This is a genomic window from Bradyrhizobium elkanii USDA 76 (assembly GCF_023278185.1).
Lineage (GTDB): Bacteria > Pseudomonadota > Alphaproteobacteria > Rhizobiales > Xanthobacteraceae > Bradyrhizobium > Bradyrhizobium elkanii.
On sequence record NZ_CP066356.1, the window covers coordinates 8551323 to 8572418 of the forward strand.

Here is a 21096-nt window from a genome sequence, read left to right on the forward strand (position 1 = left end):
GGTCGACGGCCCAACTGTGGCCGATTCATCCTTCGAGACGCGCTTCGCGCTCCTCAGGATGACGGGTCCAGGAAGATCGAACCAAGTCTCCATTCAAGACGACAAAACTCCGGGCCGCGAAGAATTGCCGCAGCCCGGAGTTCATTTTCATGGACTGGGCCAACTACCTGTTCGGCTTCAAGGGCCGCGACAACCGGGCCAAATTCTGGCTCGCAGGGCTGATCATCGTCTGCTGGATGTTGTTCCTGGCCTTACTGGTGGTCTCGGCCGGTCTTGGCGGCAAGAACGGGTTCAGCTTCAATGTCGACGACATCTTCCGGGCCTTCGACCCCGACCGCTACAGATCGCTGAGCTGGGCCGGATTGCCGGCATTGCTGGTCAAGGTCTGCGGAACGTTCTTGTTCGTTTGGGTCTATATCGCTGTCTCGATCAAGCGCCTGCACGACCGCGACAAGAGCGGCTGGTGGATGGTCCCGTTCTTCGCGATCCCGGGTCTCATGAGCCAGTTCTCGGACCGGCTCCCCGATGAATCCTATTGGGTGGTGGCCGCGGGCCTGATCGTCTTCGTGCTTTATGTCTGGGGCTTCATCGAGCTCGCCTTTCTACCCGGCACGCTCTACCCCAATCGCTACGGCCCCAATCCGCTTGGGAAAACCCATGTGCGGCAAGGCCGCGACAGCGGGTCGCGCTCCGCGCGCGGCTGGGACCAGCAGAGCGAGCTCGATACCGTGCCGCACAAAGCTGGTCCCCCTGCCGTGTGACGTGTTAAGCGAGGCGGATGAGTGATGCCGTCTCGATTGCCCGCGATCTCGTTCGCTGCCCCTCCGTCACCCCGGCCGATGCCGGCGCGCTTGGCGTTCTCGAAAACCTGCTGAAAACCGCAGGCTTCGAGGTCCACCGCGTGACCTTCTCCGAGCCCGGCACCGCCGATATCGACAACCTCTATGCGCGCATCGGTTCTTCGGCGCCGCATATCACCTTTGCCGGCCACACCGACGTGGTGCCGCCCGGCGATGAAGCGGCGTGGACGCTTGGCGCATTCTCCGGCGAGGTCAAGGACGGTTATCTCTACGGCCGCGGCGCCGTCGACATGAAGGGCGGCATCGCCTGCAGCGTCGCCGCTGTGCTGCAATATCTGCAGGACCATGGCGGCAAGCCACAAGAGAATGGCAACGGCTCGATCTCCTTCCTGATCACCGGCGACGAGGAAGACGTCTCGATCAACGGCACCGTCAAGCTGTTGAAATGGTGCGCCGAGCGCGGCGAAAAATTCGATCATTGCGTGCTCGGCGAGCCCTCGAATGTCGAGGTGCTGGGCGACATGATCAAGATCGGCCGGCGCGGCTCGCAATCCGGCACGCTGGTCGTCGACGGCGTGCAGGGCCACGTCGCCTATCCGCACCGCGCCTCCAATCCGGTGCCGGATATCTCCCGGCTGATCGTGGCGCTGAGCGACGAGCCGCTCGATCGCGGCAGCGCGCAGTTCCAGGCCAGCAACCTCGAATTCACCACGGTCGATGTCGGCAACACCGCCAGCAACGTGATCCCCGGCCAGGCGCGGGCGAAGTTCAACATCCGCTACAACGACAACCACACCCAGGAGAGCCTGCGGCAGCTGGTCGACGAACGGCTGGCCAAAGCCTGCGGCAACCGCATCCGCGCCCATATCGATTGGATGCCGTCGAACTCGAACGTGTTCGTCACCCAGCCCGGCCCGTTCACCGACCTCGCGGTCGCCGCGATCGAGGAGATCACCGGCCGCAGGCCGGAGCTTTCCACTTCCGGCGGCACCTCGGACGCGCGCTTCATCTCAAGCTATTGCCCGGTGATCGAGTTCGGCCTGGTCGGCCAGACCATGCACCAGGTCGACGAGCGCACGCCGGTGGCCGATCTGGAGAAGCTGACGAAGATCTATCGCGGCGTGCTGGAGCGGTATTTCGGGTAGGCCAGCCGCCCGGCTGGACAAAAACAGCGAAAACAACCCCATGCACAGTAGGGATTGGGGCCGCACTTAATCCACCCGCACCAGATATAGCGATGATGGGTATCGCTTCGCTCCACCCATCCTGCGAAGTCATTTCCGCCTAAAGCGCGATGTGATTAGGTTGAATCGTCATCGCGCTTTAGCTCTTTGTTTGAGCATGATCTTTTCGGAAAACCGCTTCGCACTTTTCCGGATCATGCTTTAGTCTAGTAATCCACCCGCATCAGATAGAGCCCGTCCGGCGGCGCCACGGGGCCGCAGGCGGCGCGGTTGCGGGCGGCGAGCGCGGCGGCGAGGTCGTCGGCGCTCCAGCGGCCCTCGCCGACCCACACCAGCGAACCCACCATCGAGCGGACCTGGCTGTGCAGGAACGAGCGCGCCGACGTCACGATGTTGACGGCGTCGCCCTCGCGCGTGACGTCGAGCTGATCGAGCGTCTTCTCCGGCGATCTGGCCTGGCACTCGGTGTCGCGGAAGGTGGTGAAATCGTGCTTGCCGAGCAGGCGCTGCGCGGCGTCATGCATCGCGTCAGCATCGAGCGCGCGCGGCACGCGCCAGACCCGGCCGATGTCGAGCGCGAGGTTCGCGCGCGTATTGGTGATGCGATAGAGATAATGCCGCCTGGTCGCGGAGAACCGCGCCTCGAAATCATCGGGCACGACGTCAGCCGCGAGCACGCCGATCGGATTGGGCCGCAGATGCGCGTTCAGCCCGTCGCGAAAGCGGCCGGGCGGAAAATGCTTGGCGATGTCGCAATGCGCGACCTGGCCGCGCGCATGCACGCCGGCATCGGTACGGCCGGCGCCATGGACGCGCACGTCCTCGCCGCAGATCGCCTTGACCGCCGCCTCCAGCGCGCCCTGCACCGTCGGCGCGGTGTCCTGGATCTGCCAGCCGGAGAACGGCGTGCCGTCATATTCGATGGTGAGCTTGTAGCGGGGCATCAGCCGAGCCGCGCAGGCGGCTTCAACGGCGTGCCGCGCAAAAAGTCCGCTGCCTTCATCGGCGCCTTGCCGGCGCGCTGCAGTTCGAGGATCCGGATCGCGCCGTCGCCGCAGGCGATCGCAAAATTGTCGTCGAGCACATCGCCCGGTACGCCCGAACGCTTGGCCAGCTCGCAGCGCAGGATCTTCAGTCGCACCGGCTCGCCTTCGCCGGTGAGCTCGCACCAGGCGCCGGGGAACGGCGAGAGCCCGTGAATGTGCCGCAGCACCGCATGGGCCGGCTGTGTCCAGTCGATCCGCGCCTCGGCCTTCTCGATCTTGGCGGCGTAGGTGACGCCGTCCGCGCTCTGCTTCGTCAGCTGCAAGCCGCCGCGCCCGAGCGCCGCCATCGCCCGCACCATCAGGTCGGCACCGAGCGGCGCCAGCGCGTCGTGCAGATCGGATGCCGTCATGCTGTCCGAGATCGGCAGCCGCTCGGCCATCGCGACGTCGCCGGTGTCGAGGCCGACATCCATCTTCATCACCATCACGCCGCTCTCGGCATCGCCCGCCATGATGGCGCGATTGATCGGCGCGGCGCCGCGCCAGCGCGGCAGCAGCGAGGCATGCAGGTTGAAGCAGCCGAGCCTGGGCGCGTCGAGAATGGCCTGCGGCAGGATCATGCCATAGGCGACGACGACGGCGGCATCCGCGTCGTGCGTGCGAAACTCCTCGAGCGCTTCCGGCGTTTTGAGGGTCTTCGGCGTCAGCACGGGAATGCCAAGGCGGCGCGCCTCCTGCTCGACCGGCGTCGGCTGCAGCTGCAGGCCACGCCGCCCGCCCGGCTTCGGCGCGCGGGTGTACACCGCCACGACCTCATGGCCATGGGCCACGAGTTCCAGCAGCGTTGGCACCGCGAAATCGGGCGTGCCCATGAAGATCAGGCGGAGAGGCATGAGATCAAACTACTCTCGCTGGCTCCAAACTATCCGTCATGGCCGGGCTTGTCCCGGCCATCCACGTCTTGGCGCCGTGAAGAAAGGAAGACGTGGATGCCCGGGACAAGACCGGGCATGACGGTGGACAAATGCAACGGTCACTCCGCCGCGCGCTTGGCTGCCTTCTCGAACTTCTTGAAGACGCGGTCGCGCTTCAGTTTCGACAGATAATCCACGAACAGCACGCCGTTGAGATGATCGATTTCGTGCTGGATGCAGGTGGCGTAGAGGCCTTCCGCATCCTCCTCATGCACCTTGCCGTCGAGATCGGTGAATCGCACGCGTACCCGCGCCGGCCGCTCGACCTCCTCATAATATTCGGGGATCGACAGGCAGCCCTCTTCGTACACCGACAGCTCTTCCGAACGCGCAACGATCTCCGGATTGATGAAGACGCGCGGCTTCGCCGTGGTCTCGCCGTTCTCGTCGCGCTTGGCGAGGTCCATGGTGATCAGCCGCAGCGGCTGCGCGACCTGGATCGCCGCCAGCCCGATGCCGGGCGCGTCATACATGGTCTCGAGCATGTCGTCGGCCAGCTTGCGGATCTCCGGCGTCACCTTCTCGATCGGTTTCGACACCAGCCGCAATTGCTTGTCCGGCAGGATGATAATTTCTCTTAATGCCATGGCGGCGATTTAAGCTGCTGACTTCATGGGGTCAATGCGCTCAGGAACCCGTTAGGACAACCTTAACCACGTTTCTTCATCCCGCATTAACCCGGAAAATCAGGAATGCATTTGCCATAAGCGTTCCCTCTTCGTTCGCGCCCGGCCGCGAATCGGCTACAACTGCCGGCATGAACGAGATTCTCCTGACGATTGGCGACCTTCCGGTCCGTGTCTCCGATGCATTGATCGGCCTTGGGGCGCTGGCGCTGATCCTGCTGCTCGCCATTGCGGTGGTGATCGCGCGCGCCAGCCGGCGCGGCGCGGAACTCGCGATGGCCCAGGCCATCCGCGCCGACGAGCTGGAGGAGCGGCTCGCCGACATGCTGCGGGCCCAGAGCGAATCCTCCGGACGCGTGGACGCGATGGCGCAGGCGCTGGCCGGCCGCCAAGCCGAGATGGCCCGCGCCGTCAACGAGCGGCTGGATTCGGTGACCCACCGGGTCGGCCAGTCGATGGAGCAATCGACCCGCAACACGATGGATTCGCTGCGCGTGCTGCACGAGCGGCTCGGCATCATCGACCACGCGCACAAGAACCTCAACGAGCTCACCACCCAGGTGACGACGCTGCGCGACGTGCTCGCCAACAAGCAATCGCGTGGCGCGTTCGGCCAGGCGCGGATGGAGGCGATCGTCCAGGACGGCATGCCGAAGGGCTCGTTCGAGTTCCAGTACACGCTGACGTCGGGCAAGCGGCCGGACTGCGTCGTGTTCCTGCCCGATCAGCGCCCGCTCTGCATCGACGCGAAATTCCCGCTCGAAGCCATGACCGCGCTGCACGATGCACGCAGCGACGAGGAGCGCAAATCGGCCTGCCAGCGGCTGCGCGCCGACGTGCTGAAGCATGTCAGCGACATCGCGGAGAAGTACCTGATCCCGGGCGAGACCCAGGACACCGCGCTGATGTTCGTGCCGTCGGAATCGGTCTATGCCGAGATCCATGACGGCTTCGACGACGTGATCCAGAAGGCCTATCGCGCCCGCGTCGTGCTGGTGTCGCCGTCGCTGCTGATGCTCGCGATCCAGGTGATGCAGCAGATCCTGAAGGACGCCCGCATTCGCGACGCCGCCGACCAGATCCGCAACGAGGTAATGCACTTGGGTGACGACCTCGGCCGCCTGCGCGATCGCGTGCTCAAGCTGCAGACCCATTTCGGCCAGGTGAACGAGGACGTCAGGCAGATCCTGATCTCCGCCGACAAGATCGAGAAACGCGCCGGCCGCATCGAGGAACTCGACTTCAGCAAGTCCGAGACCCCGATCGAGGTCCCGCGCTTCGTCAAAGGCAGCACATCCGACCTGTTCCCCGCCCCCCGCAAGCTGCAGGCGGGGGAGTGATTGTTGTTTCTAGAAGTTGTCCGGCGTGCGCCACCCAATCGATGTCATCGCCCGACTTTATCCCGAAATTGCCGCAGGTGGCGGATAGGCCTCTGGGATACTGGATCGCCCGGTCAAGCCGGGCGATGACAGTCTTTTTGGGGCCGAATCTGCTACCAACTCCTCTATGACAGCACCTGAAGCGACGTCAGACGCGTCTGCAAAGCCGGAGCCGAAGCCCGCCGCCACCTCCTGGCGCGACAGTCTTGCCGTGTACCTGCAGCCGCGGGTGCTGATCGTGCTGCTGCTCGGCTTCTCCTCGGGGCTGCCGCTGGCGCTGTCGGGCTCGACGCTGCAGGTCTGGATGAAGGAGGCCGGGGTCGATCTCGGCACCATCGGGCTGCTGGCGCTGATCGGCACGCCGTACACGCTGAAGTTCCTCTGGGCGCCGCTGGTCGACGCGCTGCACGTGCCTCTGTTCACGCAGATGTTCGGCCGCCGCCGCGGCTGGCTGCTGTTCTCGCAGCTGCTGCTGATCGCGGCGATCCTGGTGCTGGCGATGGCCGATCCGGCGCGCTCGCCGTGGTTCGCGGCGTTCGCCGCGTTGCTGGTCGCAACCGCATCGTCGACGCAGGACATCGTGGTCGATGCCTTCCGCGTCGAAAGCCTGCCTGAAAGCGAGCAGGCCGCCGGCATGGCGTCCTATGTCGCGGCCTATCGCGTCGGCATGCTGGTCTCGACCGCCGGCGCGCTGTTCATCGTCAGCGGCTTTGAGTCCGCTGGCCTCGCGCGTCCGTCGGCCTGGATGTGGGGCTATGTGGTGATGGCCGTGCTGGTCGTGATCGGCATCATCACCGCGCTCGCGGCGACCGAGCCGGCGCAATCGAAGGGCGCGGAGACGGCCACGCACGCGCAGAACGCGGCCGAACGCGTGTTGCACGCCGCGCTCGGCGCGTTCTCCGAGTTCCTCAGCCGCAAGGACGCCTTCGCCGCGCTCGCCTTTGTGGTGCTGTTCAAGTTCACCGACGCGTTTTCAGGCACCATGACCGCGCCGTTCGTGATCGACATCGGCTTTTCCAAGGTCGATTACGCGGCGATCGTGAAGGGCGTTGGCCTTGCCGCAACCCTGATCGGCGGCTTTGCCGGCGGCTTCGTGGCGCGGCGCTATTCGCTCGCGACCAGCCTCTGGATCGGCGGCGTGCTGCAGGCGGTCGCGAACCTGTCGTTCTCCTGGCTCGCCCATGTCGGCGTCGATCAATGGGCGCTCGCGCTTGCGATCACCGCGGAGAATTTCACCAGCGCGATCGGCACCGTGATCTTCGTCGCCTATTTGTCGGCACTGTGCCGCAACCCGCTGCACACCGCGACCCAATACGCGCTGCTGACGGCGCTCGCGGCGGTCGGCCGCACCTATCTGTCGTCGGGCGCGGGCTATGTCGCCAAGGCCGTCGGCTGGCAAGTGTTCTTCGTGATCTGCGTGCTGGTCGCGATCCCGAGCCTGATCCTGCTCGCCTGGCTGCAGCGGCGCGGGCATTTCGACGAGCTGGGGCCGGTCAGGGTCTAGCCCGGCTGTCGTCCGGTCGCGCACGCGAGCCCGAACTCTCTCCACGTCGTCCTGGCGAAAGCCAGGACCCATAACCACCGCACTTGGTCGTGAAAGGGACTTCTGGCCTCGGCGTCGCGCAATAACCGACAGTTGGGGTAATGGGTCCTGGCTTTCGCCAGGACGACGACGCGGATGGTTCTCGATTCGATGTCAAACAACGCGATGTCATCACCGGCGCATCGAGCCGGGCGATGACATCGCCATTGAGACCCCTACTTCGCCACCACGCTCCACTTGGTGACGATGGCTTCGCTCATCTCGCCGGCGTCCTTGGCGCAGGCGACCTCGTCGACCTTCACCGAGATTGCCTTGCCGGAGAGGCTTTTGAGCTGCGCGGCCTGGGCGTCGTTGGTCGGAACGAGCTGGAAGGTTTCCGGCCCGGTTTCGAGATTGCACAGGCCGTTCGGCGGCGGCAGGCGGCGCGGCTCGCTGGTGATCTGGTAGGTCGCGACGCGCTTGCCGCGGTTCTTGGCGTCACGCACCTTCATGACGCCGAGTTCGCCCGACAGCACGTCGCCGGCGTGGATCATCTTGCCGGGCTTCTGCGGCGCGTCGGCCTGCTGCGCGATCGCGCAAGGCGCGGCGAACGTTGCCGCCAGAAGCGCAAAGCCCAAACGTACGCCGAACAAGCGTACGCCGAATCGGTGTGCCGTCATTGTCAGTGGTTCCGTATCTTGATTCGTCAGAGCGTGAATGACCGTCCCCGAATCGGCATCCACCCTACCATTTTGTTTCGGTGCGATCTTTTCGGATTGTAACCGATCGCTTGGCGCCCGACGCCGTGCTCGGCGCCGGCATCGCGCGTTAGAACAGCGTCCGCTGCCGCATGGCTGCAGATAGCGTACCTTCATCGAGGTAATCAAGCTCTCCCCCGACCGGCACGCCATGCGCCAGTCGAGTCACCCGCACATTGGCCTCCGACAACAGGTCGGTGATGTAATGCGCGGTGGTCTGGCCATCGACGGTCGCATTGAGCGCCAGGATGATCTCGCTGACCTCGGGCGCATGCGCGCGCGCCACCAGCTGATCGATGGTGAGATCCTGCGGACCGACGCCGTCGAGCGGCGAGAGCGTCGCGCCGAGCACGTGATAGCGGCCATTGGTCGCATTGGCGCGTTCCAGCGCCCAGAGATCGGCGACGTCGGCGACCACGACGATGATCGAGGGATCGCGGCGCGGATCGGTGCACACCGTGCAGGGGTTTTGTGTATCGATGTTTCCGCAGGTCTTGCAGACCTGGATTTTCTCGATCGCGACCTGCAGCGCCGCGGTCAGCGGCGTCATCAGGGCTTCGCGCTTCTTGATCAGATGCAGCGCCGCGCGCCGCGCCGAGCGGGGCCCGAGCCCAGGCAGCCGCGCCAGCAACTGGATCAGGCGTTCAATCTCGGGGCCGGCAACGCTCGCAGCCATTTAAGTCGGACCAAATCCCGGCGGCAGGCCGAGCCCGCCGGTGAGTGCCATCATCTTCTCCTGCATCGCGGTCTCGGCCTTGCGGCGGGCATCGCCATGCGCGGTGACCAGGAGATCCTCGAGCACCTCGCGTTCCTCCGGCTTCATCAGCGACGGATCGATCTTGATGCCCTTCACTTCCATCTTCGCGGTCATGCGCACCGCGACCAGGCCACCGCCGGAGATGCCTTCGACCTCGACATTGCCGAGTTGTTCCTGCATCTCCTGCATCTTGGATTGCAGCTGCGCTGCCTGCTTCATCATGCCGAGAAAATCAGCCATGCCTGCGTTCCTATCGCCAAATATCAATCGTCGTCGCTGTCGGAAGTTTCAATCGGGTCTTCGCCGGTGGCATCCGCGACCGGAACCTCGGCGGCAAGGCGGCGGACCTCGACCACCTTGGTGCCGGGGAAGCGCGCCAGTACCTCCTGCACGCGCGGATCGGCTTCCGCAGTGCGCTGGTGCTCGCTGCGCGCCAATTCGTTCTGCGAGCGCACCGTGGGCTGGCCGGCCTCGTTGGAGATGATCACGGTCCAGCGCCGCCCGGTCCATAGTTCGAGCTTGCGCGACAGATCGGTGACGAGCGCGCGTTGCGCCTTCGGCTCGAGGGCGATCTCGAGCTGGCCGTCCTCGATACGCACCAGCCGCACATCGGCCTCCAGCGCGCTCTTCATCATGATGTCGCGCTTCTCGCCGGCGAGCGCGATCAGCTGCGGAAAGCTTGATATCCGGAGCGCCGGCGCGGCATCGCCGGCGGGCGCCACCATCTGCGGACGCGCGGCGAAATCGGCGCGCGGCGCGGCCTGCGGCGCGCGCACCGGTGGGGATGACATCGCAGGCATTGCCGAGGATGGTGTGCCGCGCGACGGTTGCGAGGCGGCGGATCCCGACGCCGCGGGCGCAGCGCCGCCGCCATTCTGCTCGATCATCCGGATCGCTTCATCCGGCGTCGGCAGGTCGGCGACATAGGCAATCCGCACCAGCACCATCTCGGCGGCCGCGGCCGGACGCGTCGCGGTCTGCACCTCGGCGATGCCCTTGAGCAGCATCTGCCACATCCGCGACAGCACCCGCATCGACAGCTTGGCGGCGAATTCACGCGCGCGCACCCGCTCGGTCTCGCCGAACGCGACATTGTCTGCCGTCCCCGGCACGACCTTCACGCGGGTGACGAAATTGACGAACTCGGCCAGGTCGGACAGCACCACCACCGGATCGGCGCCGACGTCATATTGCGCGCGGAATTCGGCGAAGGCGCCGGCGAGATCGCCGCGCGCCAGCTGTTCGAACAGGTCGATCACGCGGGTGCGGTCGGCGAGGCCGAGCATCTGCCTGACCGCGTCGGCCTTCACATTGCCCGCGGCATGCGCGATCGCCTGGTCGAACAGCGACAGCGAGTCGCGCACCGATCCTTCGGCCGCGCGCGCGATGATGCCGAGCGCCTCGGGCTCGACCTCGACGCCTTCCTTGGCCGCGATGTTGCCGAGATGCTTCATCAGCACGTCGGCTTCGACGCGGCGCAGGTCGAAGCGCTGGCAGCGCGACAGCACCGTGATCGGAACCTTGCGGATTTCGGTGGTGGCGAACACGAACTTGGCGTGCTCCGGCGGCTCCTCCAGCGTCTTGAGGAAGGCGTTGAACGCCGCCGTCGACAGCATGTGGACTTCGTCGATGATGTAGACCTTGTAGCGCGCGCTGGCCGGCGCGTAGCGCACGCTGTCGTTGATCTGGCGGACATCGTCGACGCCGGTGTGGGAGGCGGCGTCCATCTCCAGCACGTCCATGTGCCGGCTTTCCATGATCGCCTGGCAGTGGATGCCGAGATCGGGCATGTGGATGGTCGGCCCCTGCACCGAGCCGTCCGGCTTGGCGTAGTTCAGCGCGCGGGCGAGGATGCGCGCGGTGGTGGTCTTGCCGACCCCGCGGACGCCGGTCAGGATCCAGGCCTGCGGAATCCGCCCGGTCTCGAACGCGTTCGAGACCGTGCGCACCATGGCCTCCTGGCCGATCAGATCCTCGAAGCTGGAGGGGCGGTATTTGCGGGCGAGAACGCGGTAGGGTTTTGCAGCGTCGGACGCGCCGCCAAGGTCGAGGCCGCTCTGGCCTGCGCCGTCGGGCTTATCGGAGGGGGCGCCAGCGTCGTTCATGCGTCGATCCGCAACTTGGATTTCTCTTGCAGCCGGCGTGCGGATTAGGAGCCAAAATCGAGCGCCGGGCGCGGAGACCGCCATTCCAGCGCGATTCGCTCGGAAAAACAGGTAGGAGACTGACGAGCGACCCGATCCGGACCTCGTTAGGGCTGCTTCCTTCCGGACCTGACCCGGTTGGCGAGTGGCTCGTCCACCGCCAATCTCCCGGTCCCTATTTGGGGCCAAAACCGCCGGAAAGCAAGCGGCCTGACCCGGCTTTGTAAGGCTGGCTTTGCGGGGCTTGTCTGGGAACACGGAAAGGCATTATTTGCCCCCCATGTCCGCCTCCAACTGGTCGCTGCATTCGCAGCTCAAGAAAGACACCATCGACATCGGCGACCTGCCGCTGTGCAAGGTGCTGGTCATCAAGGATGCGCATTATCCGTGGCTGCTGCTGGTGCCGCGGCGCGACGGCGCGGTCGAGATCATCGACCTCGACGAAGTCGCGCAGGCGCAGCTGATGACGGAAATCACCCGCGTCTCGCGGGCCCTGAAAGAGGTCACCAAGTGCGACAAGCTGAATGTCGCCGCGCTCGGCAACCTCGTCCCGCAGCTCCACGTCCACGTCATCGCGCGCCGCACCAGCGACGCTGCATGGCCGCGTCCCGTTTGGGGCGTGATGCCGCCGCTGGCGCATGACGCCGAGGAAGTGCAGAATTTCATCAGCGCGCTTCGCCGCAAGATCTGGTTGGGTTGAGATTCAATGTCCGCATTCGATTCATTTCCGCTCGGCCAGCCGGCCTTCGTCACCCACGTGCTGGACCGCGCCGCGCATCTGCGCAGCAATGACGAGAAGCTGTTCGCGCTGGAAGGGCACCGCGAAGCTAGAGCCTATGTGATTTATCGCGACTCGCTGGTCGTGAAGCAGGAGGACGGTGGCGCCCGCGCACTGCTCTCGCTGGAGGAAGCCCGCAGCTTTGGCGCCAATCCCGGCACGATTTTCCTGGGGCTGCGCGACGCCGCGCCGATCTTCGGCATGGGGATCGCGCCGCAGGCGGCCGAGAAGCTGGTCGGACGCAGCGACGTCGCGATCACCGAATTGCGCGGCATGGCGATGCAGGGCGTGGTGCCGCCCGAGCAGCTCTCGGCCATCGCAATGGCGAAATCGATGGTGACCTGGCATCAGCGCCACGGCTTCTGCGCCAATTGCGGCACCCGCACGGCGATGAAGGATGGCGGCTGGAAGCGCGAATGCCCGAGCTGCAAGGCCGAGCACTTTCCGCGCACCGACCCGGTCGTGATCATGCTGGTCACCTACGGCGACAAGGTGCTGCTGGGACGACAGAAGCAGTTCATGCCCGGCATGTATTCCTGCCTCGCCGGGTTCGTGGAAGCCGCCGAGACCATCGAGGACGCCGTGCGGCGCGAGATTTTCGAGGAGTCCGGCATCCGCTGCACCGACGTCAATTACTACATGACGCAACCCTGGCCCTATCCATCATCGCTGATGATCGGCTGCACCGCGCGCGCGACCAACGAGGACATCGTGGTCGACCGCACCGAGCTGGAGGACGCGCGCTGGTTCGACCATGCCGAGGCGTCGCTGATGCTGAAGCGCCAGCATCCCGACGGGCTCGCCGGCCCGCATCCGTTCGCGATTGCCCATCATCTGCTCGGCCGCTGGGTGCACCACCAGAACCCGTTGGACAAATAGCGGGAACCGGACATCGTTCTGCCGATTAAAGCTGGACAATAGGTCTGGCAGTAACGGAACCATTGCGACGGATCCCCGCATGAATTTTCAGGACGGCGCCCCGAAAGTCCCGCCCCGCATCCTCTGCATCGGCCTGCCGGTGCGCGACCTGACCTTTCGCGTCAGCGTCCCGGCGCGCGGCTCCAAGGAGAACGCGACGCATTTCGACGAGATCTGCGGCGGCAATGCGCTGAACGCCGCGATCGGCATCGTCCGGCTGGGCGGCCGCGCTTCGATCTGCGGACCGATGGGCGATTCGCAGGAGACCTCGAGCCGCTACATCTTCGACAAGCTCGCCCAGGAAGGCATCGAGACCAATCATCTGATCCACATGCCGAACCTGGTCACCCCGATCTCGGCGATCATGATCGACGACAGCGGCGAGCGCACCATCGTCACCTTCCGCGATCCCGAGCTCTGGAAGGTCAAGCTGCCGCCGACCGAGCTGTTGCTGGAGGATTGCGCGGCGATCCTGACCGAGAGCCGCTGCGCGCCGTTCTGCACCGAGCTTTGCGCGGAGGCGGTCAAACGCGGCATTCCGGTGGTGGTCGACGTCGACCGCGCGATGTCGATGCGGGAGGGGCTGCTCACCGCCTCGTCCCATCTGGTGTTCTCCAGCGAGCCGCTGCAGGAGACCGCCGACGTCACCGACGACGGCCAGGCGCTGCACAAGCTCGCCAAGCTCACCCCCTCCTTCCTGGCCGGCACCCGCGGGCCGATGGGCACGATCTGGCTCAACGAGAACGGCGAGCTCGAGGAAACCCCGGCCTTCCCGGTCCATACCGTCGACACGCTCGGGGCCGGCGACGTCTTCCACGGGGCGTTTGCCCTTGCCATCACCGAGAAACAGCCGCTGCGCGACGCGCTGCGCTTCGCCTCGGCCGCTGCAGCGCTGAAATGCACCCGCTTCGGGGGTGCTTATGCCGCACCGCAACGTACTGAAGTTGAAGAGTTTTTGGGTCAGCACGCCGACGCCAAGCCGGCCTGAGCCGCCACGAATCGCTTGATTTGGAAGATTCTTCTCTATATGAGGGATATTGAACCTTCATATGGAACTTTCTTCTATGACCGATGTCGCCATTCAGCTTCATGACAACAGCCGCCGCCTCGATGCGATCGATCGCAAGATTCTGACCGTGTTGCAGGAGGATGCGTCGCTTTCCGTCGCCGAGATCGGCGACCGGGTCGGACTGTCGTCGACGCCGTGCTGGAAGCGCATCCAGCGGCTCGAGGCCGACGGCGTGATCCTGCGCCGCGTGGCGCTGGTCGACCAGAACAAGATCGGCCTCGGGATTTCGGTGTTCGTCTCGGTCGAGAGCGCCGACCATTCGGAAGCCTGGCTGCGCAAATTCGCCGACGCCGTCAGCGCCATGCCCGAGGTGATGGAGTTCTACCGGATGGCCGGCGACGTCGACTACATGCTGCGCGTCGTGGTCGCGGACATGCAGGCCTATGACGTGTTCTACAAGAAGCTGATCAGCGCCGTGCCGCTGAAGAACGTCACCTCGCGCTTCGCGATGGAGAAGATCAAGTCGGTGACGGCGCTGCCGGTGCCCGCGGCGTAAGCGCGCCGCAACTGTCATCAGCGCCACCTCCCAGCTGTCATCGCCCCGCTTGACCGGGCGATCCAGTACGCCGCGGCCTCTCGGCTCAATCACGACCGTCTCTGGAATACTGGATCACCCGCTTTCGCGGGTGATGACACCATTCTTCGCGGCAAGCACCCAGCTCAGATCTTCTGATTGTATTCGCCGACTTCGGGGTGCGTGCGGAGCACCGAATCCATCGCCTCGAACATGTCGTGCATGCGCCGCTCGCTGACCGGACTTTCCACCACGACCACGAGCTCCGGCTTGTTCGAGGACGCGCGCACCAGGCCCCAGCTGCCGTCCTCGACCGTGACGCGCACGCCGTTGACGGTGACGAGGTCGCGGATGTTCTGGCCCGCGACCTTCCCGCCGTTCTGCTGCAACGCCTCGAAGTGCTTCACGACGGCGTCGACGACGCCGTACTTCGCCTCGTCGGCGCAATGCGGCGACATGGTCGGCGACGACCAGGTCTTCGGCAACGCGTTCTTCAGGTCGGCCATCGACCTGCCGGGGGCGCGATCGAGCATTTCGCAGATCGCGATCGCCGACACCAGGCCGTCGTCATAACCGCGGCCGAACGGCTTGTTGAAGAAGAAGTGGCCCGACTTCTCGAAGCCGGCGAGCGCGCCCAGCTCATTGGTGCGCCGCTTCATGTAGGAATGCCCGGTCTTCCAGTAGACCGTCTTCGCACCCTGCTTCTGCAATACCGGATCGGTCACGAACAGCCCGGTCGACTTCACGTCGACGACGAACTGCGCGTTGGCGTTGATCGCCGACATGTCGCGCGCCAGCATGACGCCGACCTTGTCGGCGAAGATCTCCTCGCCGGTGTTGTCGACCACGCCGCAGCGGTCGCCGTCGCCGTCGAAGCCGAGGCCGACATCGGCCTTGTGCGCCAGCACCGCATCGCGGATCGCGTGCAGCATCTCCATGTCTTCCGGATTCGGATTGTATTTCGGGAAGGTGTGATCGAGCTCGGTGTCGAGCGGGATCACATCGCAACCGATCGCCTCCAGCACCTGCGGCGCGAACGCGCCCGCGGTGCCGTTGCCGCAGGCCGCGACGACCTTCAGCCTGCGCTTCAGCTTCGGCCGGCTGGTGAGGTCGGCGATGTAGCGCGCCGGATAATTCTCGTGGAATTGATAGGAGCCGCCGGCCTTGTTGTTGAATTCGGCGTTGAGCACGATTGCCTTCAGCCGCGACATCTCGTCGGGACCGAAGGTGAGCGGACGGTTGGCGCCCATCTTGACGCCGGTCCAGCCATTGTCGTTGTGCGAGGCGGTGACCATGGCGACGCAGGGCACGTCGAGATCGAACTGCGCGAAATAGGCCATCGGCGTCACCGCGAGCCCGATGTCGTGCACCTTGCAGCCCGCCGCCATCAGGCCTGAGATCAGCGCGTATTTGATCGAAGCGGAATAGCCGCGGAAATCGTGACCGGTGACGATCTCTTGGCGGACGCCGAGCTCAGCGATCAGCGCGCCGAGCCCCATGCCCAGCGCCTGCACGCCCATCAGGTTGATTTCCTTGTTGAACAGCCAGCGCGCGTCGTACTCGCGAAACCCGGTCGGCTTCACCATCGGCTCGGATTCGAAGGCATAGGTGTTCGGGACCAGCGCGGATTTCGGCTTCGGAAACATGGGTCGGCCTTATGGTCGCATGCAGAAAGACATCGCCGCAGCCTTTAGCGAATGCGCAGGCCGAGCGAAAGGTGAGACTGGGGCTGGGGGCCGACAAATACGGCGGAAATGGCGGCGATATCGCGTCGCCGCGGATACCCCGAAACGGCTGGATTTACTGCTCCAGCAACAATTTGCCGTTGGCGTATTCGAAGCGTTTCAGCTTCGACAGGAAGGACAGGCCGAGCAGGTTTTCCGACAGCGCCTCGTCCGGCAGCACCAGGGCGTCGACGTCGCGCACGGTGAGGCCGCCGATCTCGATCATGGCGATGCGGGCGCGCGCGGCCTTGATGGTGCCGTTCGCAGTGGTCACGCGCGAGGTGTAATCGCCCGGCACCGGACGCAGGCCGAAGCGCGCAGCCGAGGCCTCGTTCAGCGCAACCACCGAGGCGCCGGTGTCGACCATGAAGTTGATGCGCTGACCGTCGATCCGCCCGTCGGTCGCGAAATGACCGCGAGGATCGGGCGCAATGCTGAACGCGCGGGCGCCGGCCTGCGCCGCCGTGACGGCTGGGGCGACGGTCTGCCTTGTGGTGGTCGCGGCGGCAGGCGACATCTTGCTGGCCATCTGGGCCATGAAGGTGCCCAGCCCGATCAGGATGGCCGCGAAAATCATCAGGTTACGCATGACACCATACTCGGAAAACCGAACACGCAATTTCACCACGCCGCCCGCCCCGCCGCGAGCGAGGGCGGCGGCACGAGCCTGCCATTTTGGCGAAAAGGATGAGCGAAGCGTTAATGTGAGCCCACAGAAGCGGCCGAATGACATCGGCCGCCTGCCCGGGCAGCAATCTGCCGGCCTGCAGGCCGTCTTCTCAGGCTGTCTTCTCAGGCTGTCCTGGCGACCGGGCTCGGCATCGCAACGCGCAGTGCGTAATAGACCGCGCCCGCGATCCCGACGCCGAAGAACCAGCCATAGACCGCCCACCAGGCCGGCAGGATCGAGGTGAAGTTCGGCAGCACCGACGAGAACAGGGCGCCGATCGCGGCCGCGATCAGCGCGCTGACGTTCCAGCCGTTCTGGAAGCGATATTCGCCGTCCTCCTGGTACAGCGCCGGCACGTTCACGCGACCTTTGGCGATCAGATAATAATCGACCATCATGATCCCGAAGATCGGCCCCATGGTCGCGCCGATCAGTCCGACGAACGAGGCGGCGCTGCCCTCCCAGGGGGCGAACGGATACAGCGCGAGCGCGATCAGCGCCGCGATGTAGCCGCCCTTCTTGAAGTCGATATGGCGCGGAAACACGTTCGAGAAATCGAACGCCGGCGAGACGAAATTGGCGACGACGTTGATGCCGAGCGTCGCCACCGCGAAGGTGACCGCCGCGAGCAGCGCCAGGAACCAGCTGTCGAACTTCGCCGAGATCTGGTCGGGATGCAGCAGCACCTCGTGATAGACGTTGAACGCTGCGATCGTGGTGACGCCGGCGACCAGCGAGAACAGGATCAGATTGACCGGCAGGCCCCAGATATTGCCCTTGCGCAGCGCTCTCACGTCGGGCGCATAGCGCGAGAAGTCGCAGAAGTTGAGATAGAGCGCGGCAAAATAGGTGATCCAGGTGGCGGCGACGGCGCACAGCGCCGGGAACGAGCCGGGCACGCCGGGCACGCCGGCTTCCTTGGTCTTCTCCAGCAGCACATCCTGCGGGATCGGCGCGGTGAGCGAGATGCCGCCGGCCGCGATGCAGAGATAGATCGCGAGGATCAGCATCATCAGCCATACCGCAGGACCCGCCCAGTCCTGGAAGCGCCGCACCGTTTCCATGCCGCGCTGGATGATCAGCAGTTGCAGCGCCCAGATCACGACGAAGCAGATCACCTCGAGCGTGGAATGGCCGAGCATATGGCTGGACTGGTGGAACGCCTTGAAGCTGTCGATGCGCGTCAGCAGCGCGACGATCGCGCCCGAGGCCGCCGCGGTCTGCGCGCCGTACCAGAAGCAGGCGACGACGGCGCGGACCAGCGCCGGAATGTTGGCGCCCCAGACCCCGAACGAGGCGCGCGCCAGCACCGGATAGGGCACGCCGGTCTTCACGCCGGCATTGCCGATCAGGCTCATCAGCACGAAGATCACCAGCGAGCCGACGCCGATCGCGAGGATGAAATTGACGAAGCTGCCGCAGAGCAGGAACAGGCTGGCGGCGAGATAATAGCCCCAGAGGCTGTGGACGTCGGAAGTCCAGACGTTGAAGATGCTGAACGCGCCCCAGTTGCGTTCCCTGGCCGGCGCCAGGTCATCGTTGTACAGCGACGGCGATGCGTTCTTGATCTCCAGATTCTTGATCTCCACGGCGGCCTCCCCAATGTGCGAGCCCGTGATCCCATCCCAGCGTGCAAATCTAACCACCGTTTGCCGGCGCTCGCCAGCGCGAGAAGCACATTCGGTTCGTCATGCCCGGCCTTGTGCCGGGCATCCACGTCTATGCATCCCTCGAGCAGAGGAAGACGTGGATGGCCGGGACGAGCCCGGCCATGACGGACTCGTGTCAATTCTCGATATGCCGTTTGCTCTCGGGCTTTCAGGTCCCGCGCGGTTTCACGCGCCTGGTCGGCATCGCGCTGGCGGGATCTTCCGGCCAGGGATGGCGCGGATAGCGGCCGCGCAGGTCGGAACGGACGGCAGCGTAGCTGCCGCGCCAAAAACCGGGCAGATCGCGCGTCACCTGCACCGGCCGCTGCGCCGGCGACAGCAGTTCCAGAACCAGCGGCACCGCGCCCTTGGCGATCGAGGGATGGGTGTTGAGCCCGAACAGCTCCTGCAGCCGCACCGCAATGGTCGGGCCCTGCTCGGCCTCGTAATCGATCGCGAGCTGCGTTCCGGTCGGCGCCTCGAAATGCGTCGGCGCCTCGCGATCGAGCCGCGCGCGCAATTCCCACGGCAGCAATGCCATCAGCGCGTCTGACAGGTCACCGGCGGATAGATCCTTCAGCGCGGTCTTGTCGTAGAGCGCGCCCACCAGCCAGTCGTCGGCGCGCGCGGCAAGTGCCGTGTCCGACAGATCGGGCCAGCTCTCGTCCTCGGCCTTGCGCAGGAACATGACGCGGTCGCGCCATTGCTTGGAGTGCTTCGACCACGGCAACCGGTCGAGCCCGGCGGCGATCAGGCCGTCGGCGAAGACGCGCGCGGTCTCGGCCGAAGGCTGTAGCGGCATCGGTGCCTCCGACAGCGTGATCGCGTGCAACGAACGCCTGCGGCGGGCGCGCAGCGCCATCGCGCCGCGGTCGAACGTCACCTCTTCCACGTTCTCGATCTGGTCGGCGAAGCGCTGCTCGATCTCCTCCTGGGTGATCGGCGCCGCCAGCAGGATGCGGCCGCTCGCGGCCGTGCCGGTCAGTTCGGCAACCGCGATATAGGGCAGCCGCGCCAGCGCCGCAGTCTGCTCGACGGCGGCACCGCGGCCATTGGCCAGCACGAAGCTGCCGTTGCCGCGATTCCTGGCGACGCGATCCGGAAACGCGAAGGCCAGCATGACGCCGGTGGAGAGATCCCTCGCTTCGCCGGCCGCCGACTTCACCTGCGCGGCCCAGCGCGCCGCCATGCTGCGGGCGCTCGATGCGCGCTGCGAGCGGTCGCGGCGGAACTGGTCGAGCCTGACGTCGAGATCGACACTGTCGCCGCCGAGCCCGCGCTCGGTCAGAACCGCGGCGATCTCGGCCGCCTCCTCGCCCATACCGAAGCGGGCGGAATCCACGATCATGCGCGCCAGCCGCGGCGGCAGCGCCAGCGCGCGCAGGCTCTGTCCTTCCTCTGTAATGCGACCATCGCCGTCGAGCGCCCCGAGCTCGGACAGCAGCGATCTGGCTTCCTTCAGCGCGGGGCCCGGCGGCGGATCGAGGAAGGCAAGGCCCGCGGGATCGCTGACGCCCCATTGCGCGAGGTCGAGCACCAGCGAGGACAGATCGGCGGACAGGATCTCGGGCGCGGTGTAGGCCGGCAGCGACGCGGTCTGCGGCTCGTCCCAGAGCCGGTAGCAGACGCCGGGCTCGGTACGGCCGGCACGGCCGCGCCGCTGATCCACCGCGGCGCGCGAGGCGCGCACCGTCTCGAGCCGGGTCAGCGCAATGTCAGGCTCGTAGCGCGGCACCCGCGCGAGGCCGGAGTCCACCACAATGCGGACGCCCTCGATGGTCAGCGAGGTCTCGGCGATCGAGGTCGCCAGCACCACCTTGCGGGTACCCTTCGGCGCCGGCGCGATGGCGCGATCCTGCACGGCGGCATCGAGCGCGCCGAACAGCGGCACGATCTCGACCGCGGCGTCGTGCACGCGCTCGGCCAAAAAAGTTTGGGTGCGGCGGATCTCGGCGGCGCCCGGCAGGAAGGCGAGCACCGAGCCGGCATCGGCGCGCAGCGCGGCCGCGATCGTCTCGGCCATCTGCCGCTCCAGCGGCGCGTCGACCTTGCGGCCGACGTAACGGGTCTCGACCGGAAAGGCGCGCCCCTCGCTTTCGACCACCGGCGCGTCGCCGAGCAGTTTTCCGACGCGTGCGCCGTCGAGCGTTGCCGACATCACGAGGATCCGCAGGTCCTCGCGCAGGCCGGTCTGCGCGTCGCGCGCCAGCGCCAGCCCGAGATCGGCATCGAGCGAGCGCTCGTGGAATTCGTCGAACAGCACCGCGGCGACGCCGTTCAGCTCGGGATCGTCGAGGATCTGGCGCGAGAAGATGCCCTCGGTGACGACCTCGATCCGCGTCGCCCGCGACACCTTCGAGCCGAAGCGCACGCGATAGCCGACGGTCTCGCCGGCACGCTCGCCGAGCGTCTTCGCCATCCGCTCGGCGCTGGCGCGCGCGGCGATGCGGCGCGGCTCCAGCACGATGATCTTCTTGCCCCTCGCCCAGGGCGCATCGAGCAACGCCAGCGGCACGCGCGTGGTCTTGCCGGCGCCCGGCGGCGCCACCAGCACTGCGGCGTTGTGCCCCTCGAGCGTGCGGTCGAGCTCGTCGAGCACGGCGTCGATCGGCAGCGGACTATCGAATTGGCGAGGCAAGGACTT

19 protein-coding genes and 1 other RNA gene are annotated in these 21096 nt (G+C 65.9%); 8 read left to right on the forward strand and 12 right to left on the reverse strand.

Annotation, left to right across the window (positions count from 1 at the left end; genetic code table 11):
• Positions 1-149: 149 nt before the first annotated feature.
• Positions 150-761, forward strand: coding sequence for a DUF805 domain-containing protein (locus JEY66_RS40590; protein WP_018269495.1), 612 nt, complete (start codon positions 150-152; stop codon positions 759-761).
• Positions 762-778: 17 nt separating this feature from the next.
• A complete protein-coding gene (gene dapE / locus JEY66_RS40595; RefSeq protein WP_016848088.1) occupies positions 779-1945 on the forward strand; it encodes a succinyl-diaminopimelate desuccinylase in 1167 nt (388 codons plus the stop codon).
• 245 nt (positions 1946-2190) lie between these two features.
• Here the strand turns inward: dapE and truA are convergent, their stop codons facing one another.
• From truA to def, 3 genes are all read right to left on the reverse strand, one after another.
• Positions 2191-2928 carry a tRNA pseudouridine(38-40) synthase TruA gene (gene truA, locus JEY66_RS40600; RefSeq protein ID WP_016848087.1) on the reverse strand — a complete coding sequence of 246 codons (738 nt, stop codon included), beginning with the start codon at positions 2926-2928 and terminating at the stop codon, positions 2191-2193.
• A complete protein-coding gene (gene fmt, locus JEY66_RS40605; RefSeq protein WP_016848086.1) occupies positions 2928-3863 on the reverse strand; it encodes a methionyl-tRNA formyltransferase in 936 nt (311 codons plus the stop codon). The genes truA and fmt overlap by 1 nt, the downstream gene beginning before the upstream one ends.
• 140 nt (positions 3864-4003) lie before the next feature.
• Positions 4004-4531 carry a peptide deformylase gene (gene def, locus JEY66_RS40610; RefSeq protein WP_016848085.1) on the reverse strand — a complete coding sequence of 176 codons (528 nt, stop codon included), beginning with the start codon at positions 4529-4531 and terminating at the stop codon, positions 4004-4006.
• Between the two features lie 170 nt (positions 4532-4701).
• On the opposite strand from def, the gene JEY66_RS40615 reads away from it, so the two are divergent.
• Together JEY66_RS40615 and JEY66_RS40620 are read left to right on the forward strand one after the other, a co-directional pair.
• Positions 4702-5910, forward strand: coding sequence for a DNA recombination protein RmuC (locus JEY66_RS40615; protein ID WP_016848084.1), 1209 nt, complete (start codon positions 4702-4704; stop codon positions 5908-5910).
• 166 nt (positions 5911-6076) lie between these two features.
• Positions 6077-7453 carry an AmpG family muropeptide MFS transporter gene (locus tag JEY66_RS40620; RefSeq protein WP_016848083.1) on the forward strand — a complete coding sequence of 459 codons (1377 nt, stop codon included), beginning with the start codon at positions 6077-6079 and terminating at the stop codon, positions 7451-7453.
• Between the two features lie 254 nt (positions 7454-7707).
• Here the strand turns inward: JEY66_RS40620 and JEY66_RS40625 are convergent, their stop codons facing one another.
• From JEY66_RS40625 to ffs, 5 genes are all read right to left on the reverse strand, one after another.
• Complete coding sequence (locus JEY66_RS40625; protein ID WP_370143863.1) at positions 7708-8151, reverse strand: hypothetical protein; 444 nt, start codon at positions 8149-8151, stop codon at positions 7708-7710.
• A gap of 148 nt (positions 8152-8299) precedes the next feature.
• Entirely contained in the window at positions 8300-8905 is a 606-nt protein-coding gene (gene recR / locus JEY66_RS40630) for a recombination mediator RecR (RefSeq protein WP_016848081.1), read from the reverse strand.
• Positions 8906-9226, reverse strand: a complete 321-nt coding sequence (locus tag JEY66_RS40635; RefSeq protein ID WP_018269493.1) for a YbaB/EbfC family nucleoid-associated protein — start codon at positions 9224-9226, stop codon at positions 8906-8908.
• Between the two features lie 23 nt (positions 9227-9249).
• Complete coding sequence (locus JEY66_RS40640; protein WP_016848079.1) at positions 9250-11091, reverse strand: DNA polymerase III subunit gamma/tau; 1842 nt, start codon at positions 11089-11091, stop codon at positions 9250-9252.
• A gap of 111 nt (positions 11092-11202) precedes the next feature.
• Positions 11203-11299: signal recognition particle sRNA small type (gene ffs / locus JEY66_RS40645), an RNA gene on the reverse strand.
• 111 nt (positions 11300-11410) lie between these two features.
• Here ffs and JEY66_RS40650 point away from each other — a divergent pair.
• The 4 genes from JEY66_RS40650 (at position 11411) to JEY66_RS40665 (ending at position 14391) form a co-directional block, all read left to right on the forward strand.
• The gene (locus JEY66_RS40650) at positions 11411-11830 is read left to right on the forward strand and encodes an HIT domain-containing protein (protein ID WP_016848078.1); all 420 of its coding nucleotides are present in this window, start codon (positions 11411-11413) and stop codon (positions 11828-11830) included.
• 6 nt (positions 11831-11836) lie between these two features.
• On the forward strand, positions 11837-12787 hold the full coding sequence (gene nudC, locus JEY66_RS40655) for an NAD(+) diphosphatase (RefSeq protein ID WP_016848077.1): 951 nt from the start codon (positions 11837-11839) through the stop codon (positions 12785-12787).
• Positions 12788-12866: 79 nt separating this feature from the next.
• Positions 12867-13814 carry a sugar kinase gene (locus JEY66_RS40660; protein WP_016848076.1) on the forward strand — a complete coding sequence of 316 codons (948 nt, stop codon included), beginning with the start codon at positions 12867-12869 and terminating at the stop codon, positions 13812-13814.
• A 76-nt stretch (positions 13815-13890) separates the two neighbouring features.
• Positions 13891-14391: an Lrp/AsnC family transcriptional regulator gene (locus JEY66_RS40665; protein ID WP_016848075.1), complete on the forward strand. Its 501-nt coding sequence runs from the start codon at positions 13891-13893 to the stop codon at positions 14389-14391.
• A 164-nt stretch (positions 14392-14555) separates the two neighbouring features.
• Here the strand turns inward: JEY66_RS40665 and JEY66_RS40670 are convergent, their stop codons facing one another.
• The 4 genes from JEY66_RS40670 to hrpB form a co-directional block, all read right to left on the reverse strand.
• A complete protein-coding gene (locus JEY66_RS40670; RefSeq protein WP_018269492.1) occupies positions 14556-16055 on the reverse strand; it encodes a phosphomannomutase/phosphoglucomutase in 1500 nt (499 codons plus the stop codon).
• A 154-nt stretch (positions 16056-16209) separates the two neighbouring features.
• Entirely contained in the window at positions 16210-16722 is a 513-nt protein-coding gene (locus tag JEY66_RS40675) for a TIGR02281 family clan AA aspartic protease (protein WP_018269491.1), read from the reverse strand.
• 203 nt (positions 16723-16925) lie between these two features.
• Complete coding sequence (locus JEY66_RS40680) at positions 16926-18377, reverse strand: NCS1 family nucleobase:cation symporter-1 (RefSeq protein ID WP_026192133.1); 1452 nt, start codon at positions 18375-18377, stop codon at positions 16926-16928.
• Between the two features lie 244 nt (positions 18378-18621).
• Positions 18622-21090, reverse strand: coding sequence for an ATP-dependent helicase HrpB (gene hrpB / locus JEY66_RS40685; RefSeq protein ID WP_018269490.1), 2469 nt, complete (start codon positions 21088-21090; stop codon positions 18622-18624).
• Positions 21091-21096 lie beyond the last annotated feature (6 nt).

Excerpts from the sequence above, each read along its gene's own strand:
- JEY66_RS40590 (WP_018269495.1), top strand. The coding sequence starts at position 150 with ATGGACTGGGCCAACTACCTGTTCGGCTTCAAGGGCCGCGACAACCGG.
- dapE (WP_016848088.1), top strand. The coding sequence starts at position 779 with ATGAGTGATGCCGTCTCGATTGCCCGCGATCTCGTTCGCTGCCCCTCC.
- truA (WP_016848087.1), bottom strand. The coding sequence starts at position 2,928 with ATGCCCCGCTACAAGCTCACCATCGAATATGACGGCACGCCGTTCTCC.
- fmt (WP_016848086.1), bottom strand. The coding sequence starts at position 3,863 with ATGCCTCTCCGCCTGATCTTCATGGGCACGCCCGATTTCGCGGTGCCA.
- def (WP_016848085.1), bottom strand. The coding sequence starts at position 4,531 with ATGGCATTAAGAGAAATTATCATCCTGCCGGACAAGCAATTGCGGCTG.
- JEY66_RS40615 (WP_016848084.1), top strand. The coding sequence starts at position 4,702 with ATGAACGAGATTCTCCTGACGATTGGCGACCTTCCGGTCCGTGTCTCC.
- JEY66_RS40620 (WP_016848083.1), top strand. The coding sequence starts at position 6,077 with ATGACAGCACCTGAAGCGACGTCAGACGCGTCTGCAAAGCCGGAGCCG.
- JEY66_RS40625 (WP_370143863.1), bottom strand. The coding sequence starts at position 8,151 with ATGACGGCACACCGATTCGGCGTACGCTTGTTCGGCGTACGTTTGGGC.
- recR (WP_016848081.1), bottom strand. The coding sequence starts at position 8,905 with ATGGCTGCGAGCGTTGCCGGCCCCGAGATTGAACGCCTGATCCAGTTG.
- JEY66_RS40635 (WP_018269493.1), bottom strand. The coding sequence starts at position 9,226 with ATGGCTGATTTTCTCGGCATGATGAAGCAGGCAGCGCAGCTGCAATCC.
- JEY66_RS40640 (WP_016848079.1), bottom strand. The coding sequence starts at position 11,091 with ATGAACGACGCTGGCGCCCCCTCCGATAAGCCCGACGGCGCAGGCCAG.
- JEY66_RS40650 (WP_016848078.1), top strand. The coding sequence starts at position 11,411 with ATGTCCGCCTCCAACTGGTCGCTGCATTCGCAGCTCAAGAAAGACACC.
- nudC (WP_016848077.1), top strand. The coding sequence starts at position 11,837 with ATGTCCGCATTCGATTCATTTCCGCTCGGCCAGCCGGCCTTCGTCACC.
- JEY66_RS40660 (WP_016848076.1), top strand. The coding sequence starts at position 12,867 with ATGAATTTTCAGGACGGCGCCCCGAAAGTCCCGCCCCGCATCCTCTGC.
- JEY66_RS40665 (WP_016848075.1), top strand. The coding sequence starts at position 13,891 with ATGACCGATGTCGCCATTCAGCTTCATGACAACAGCCGCCGCCTCGAT.
- JEY66_RS40670 (WP_018269492.1), bottom strand. The coding sequence starts at position 16,055 with ATGTTTCCGAAGCCGAAATCCGCGCTGGTCCCGAACACCTATGCCTTC.
- JEY66_RS40675 (WP_018269491.1), bottom strand. The coding sequence starts at position 16,722 with ATGCGTAACCTGATGATTTTCGCGGCCATCCTGATCGGGCTGGGCACC.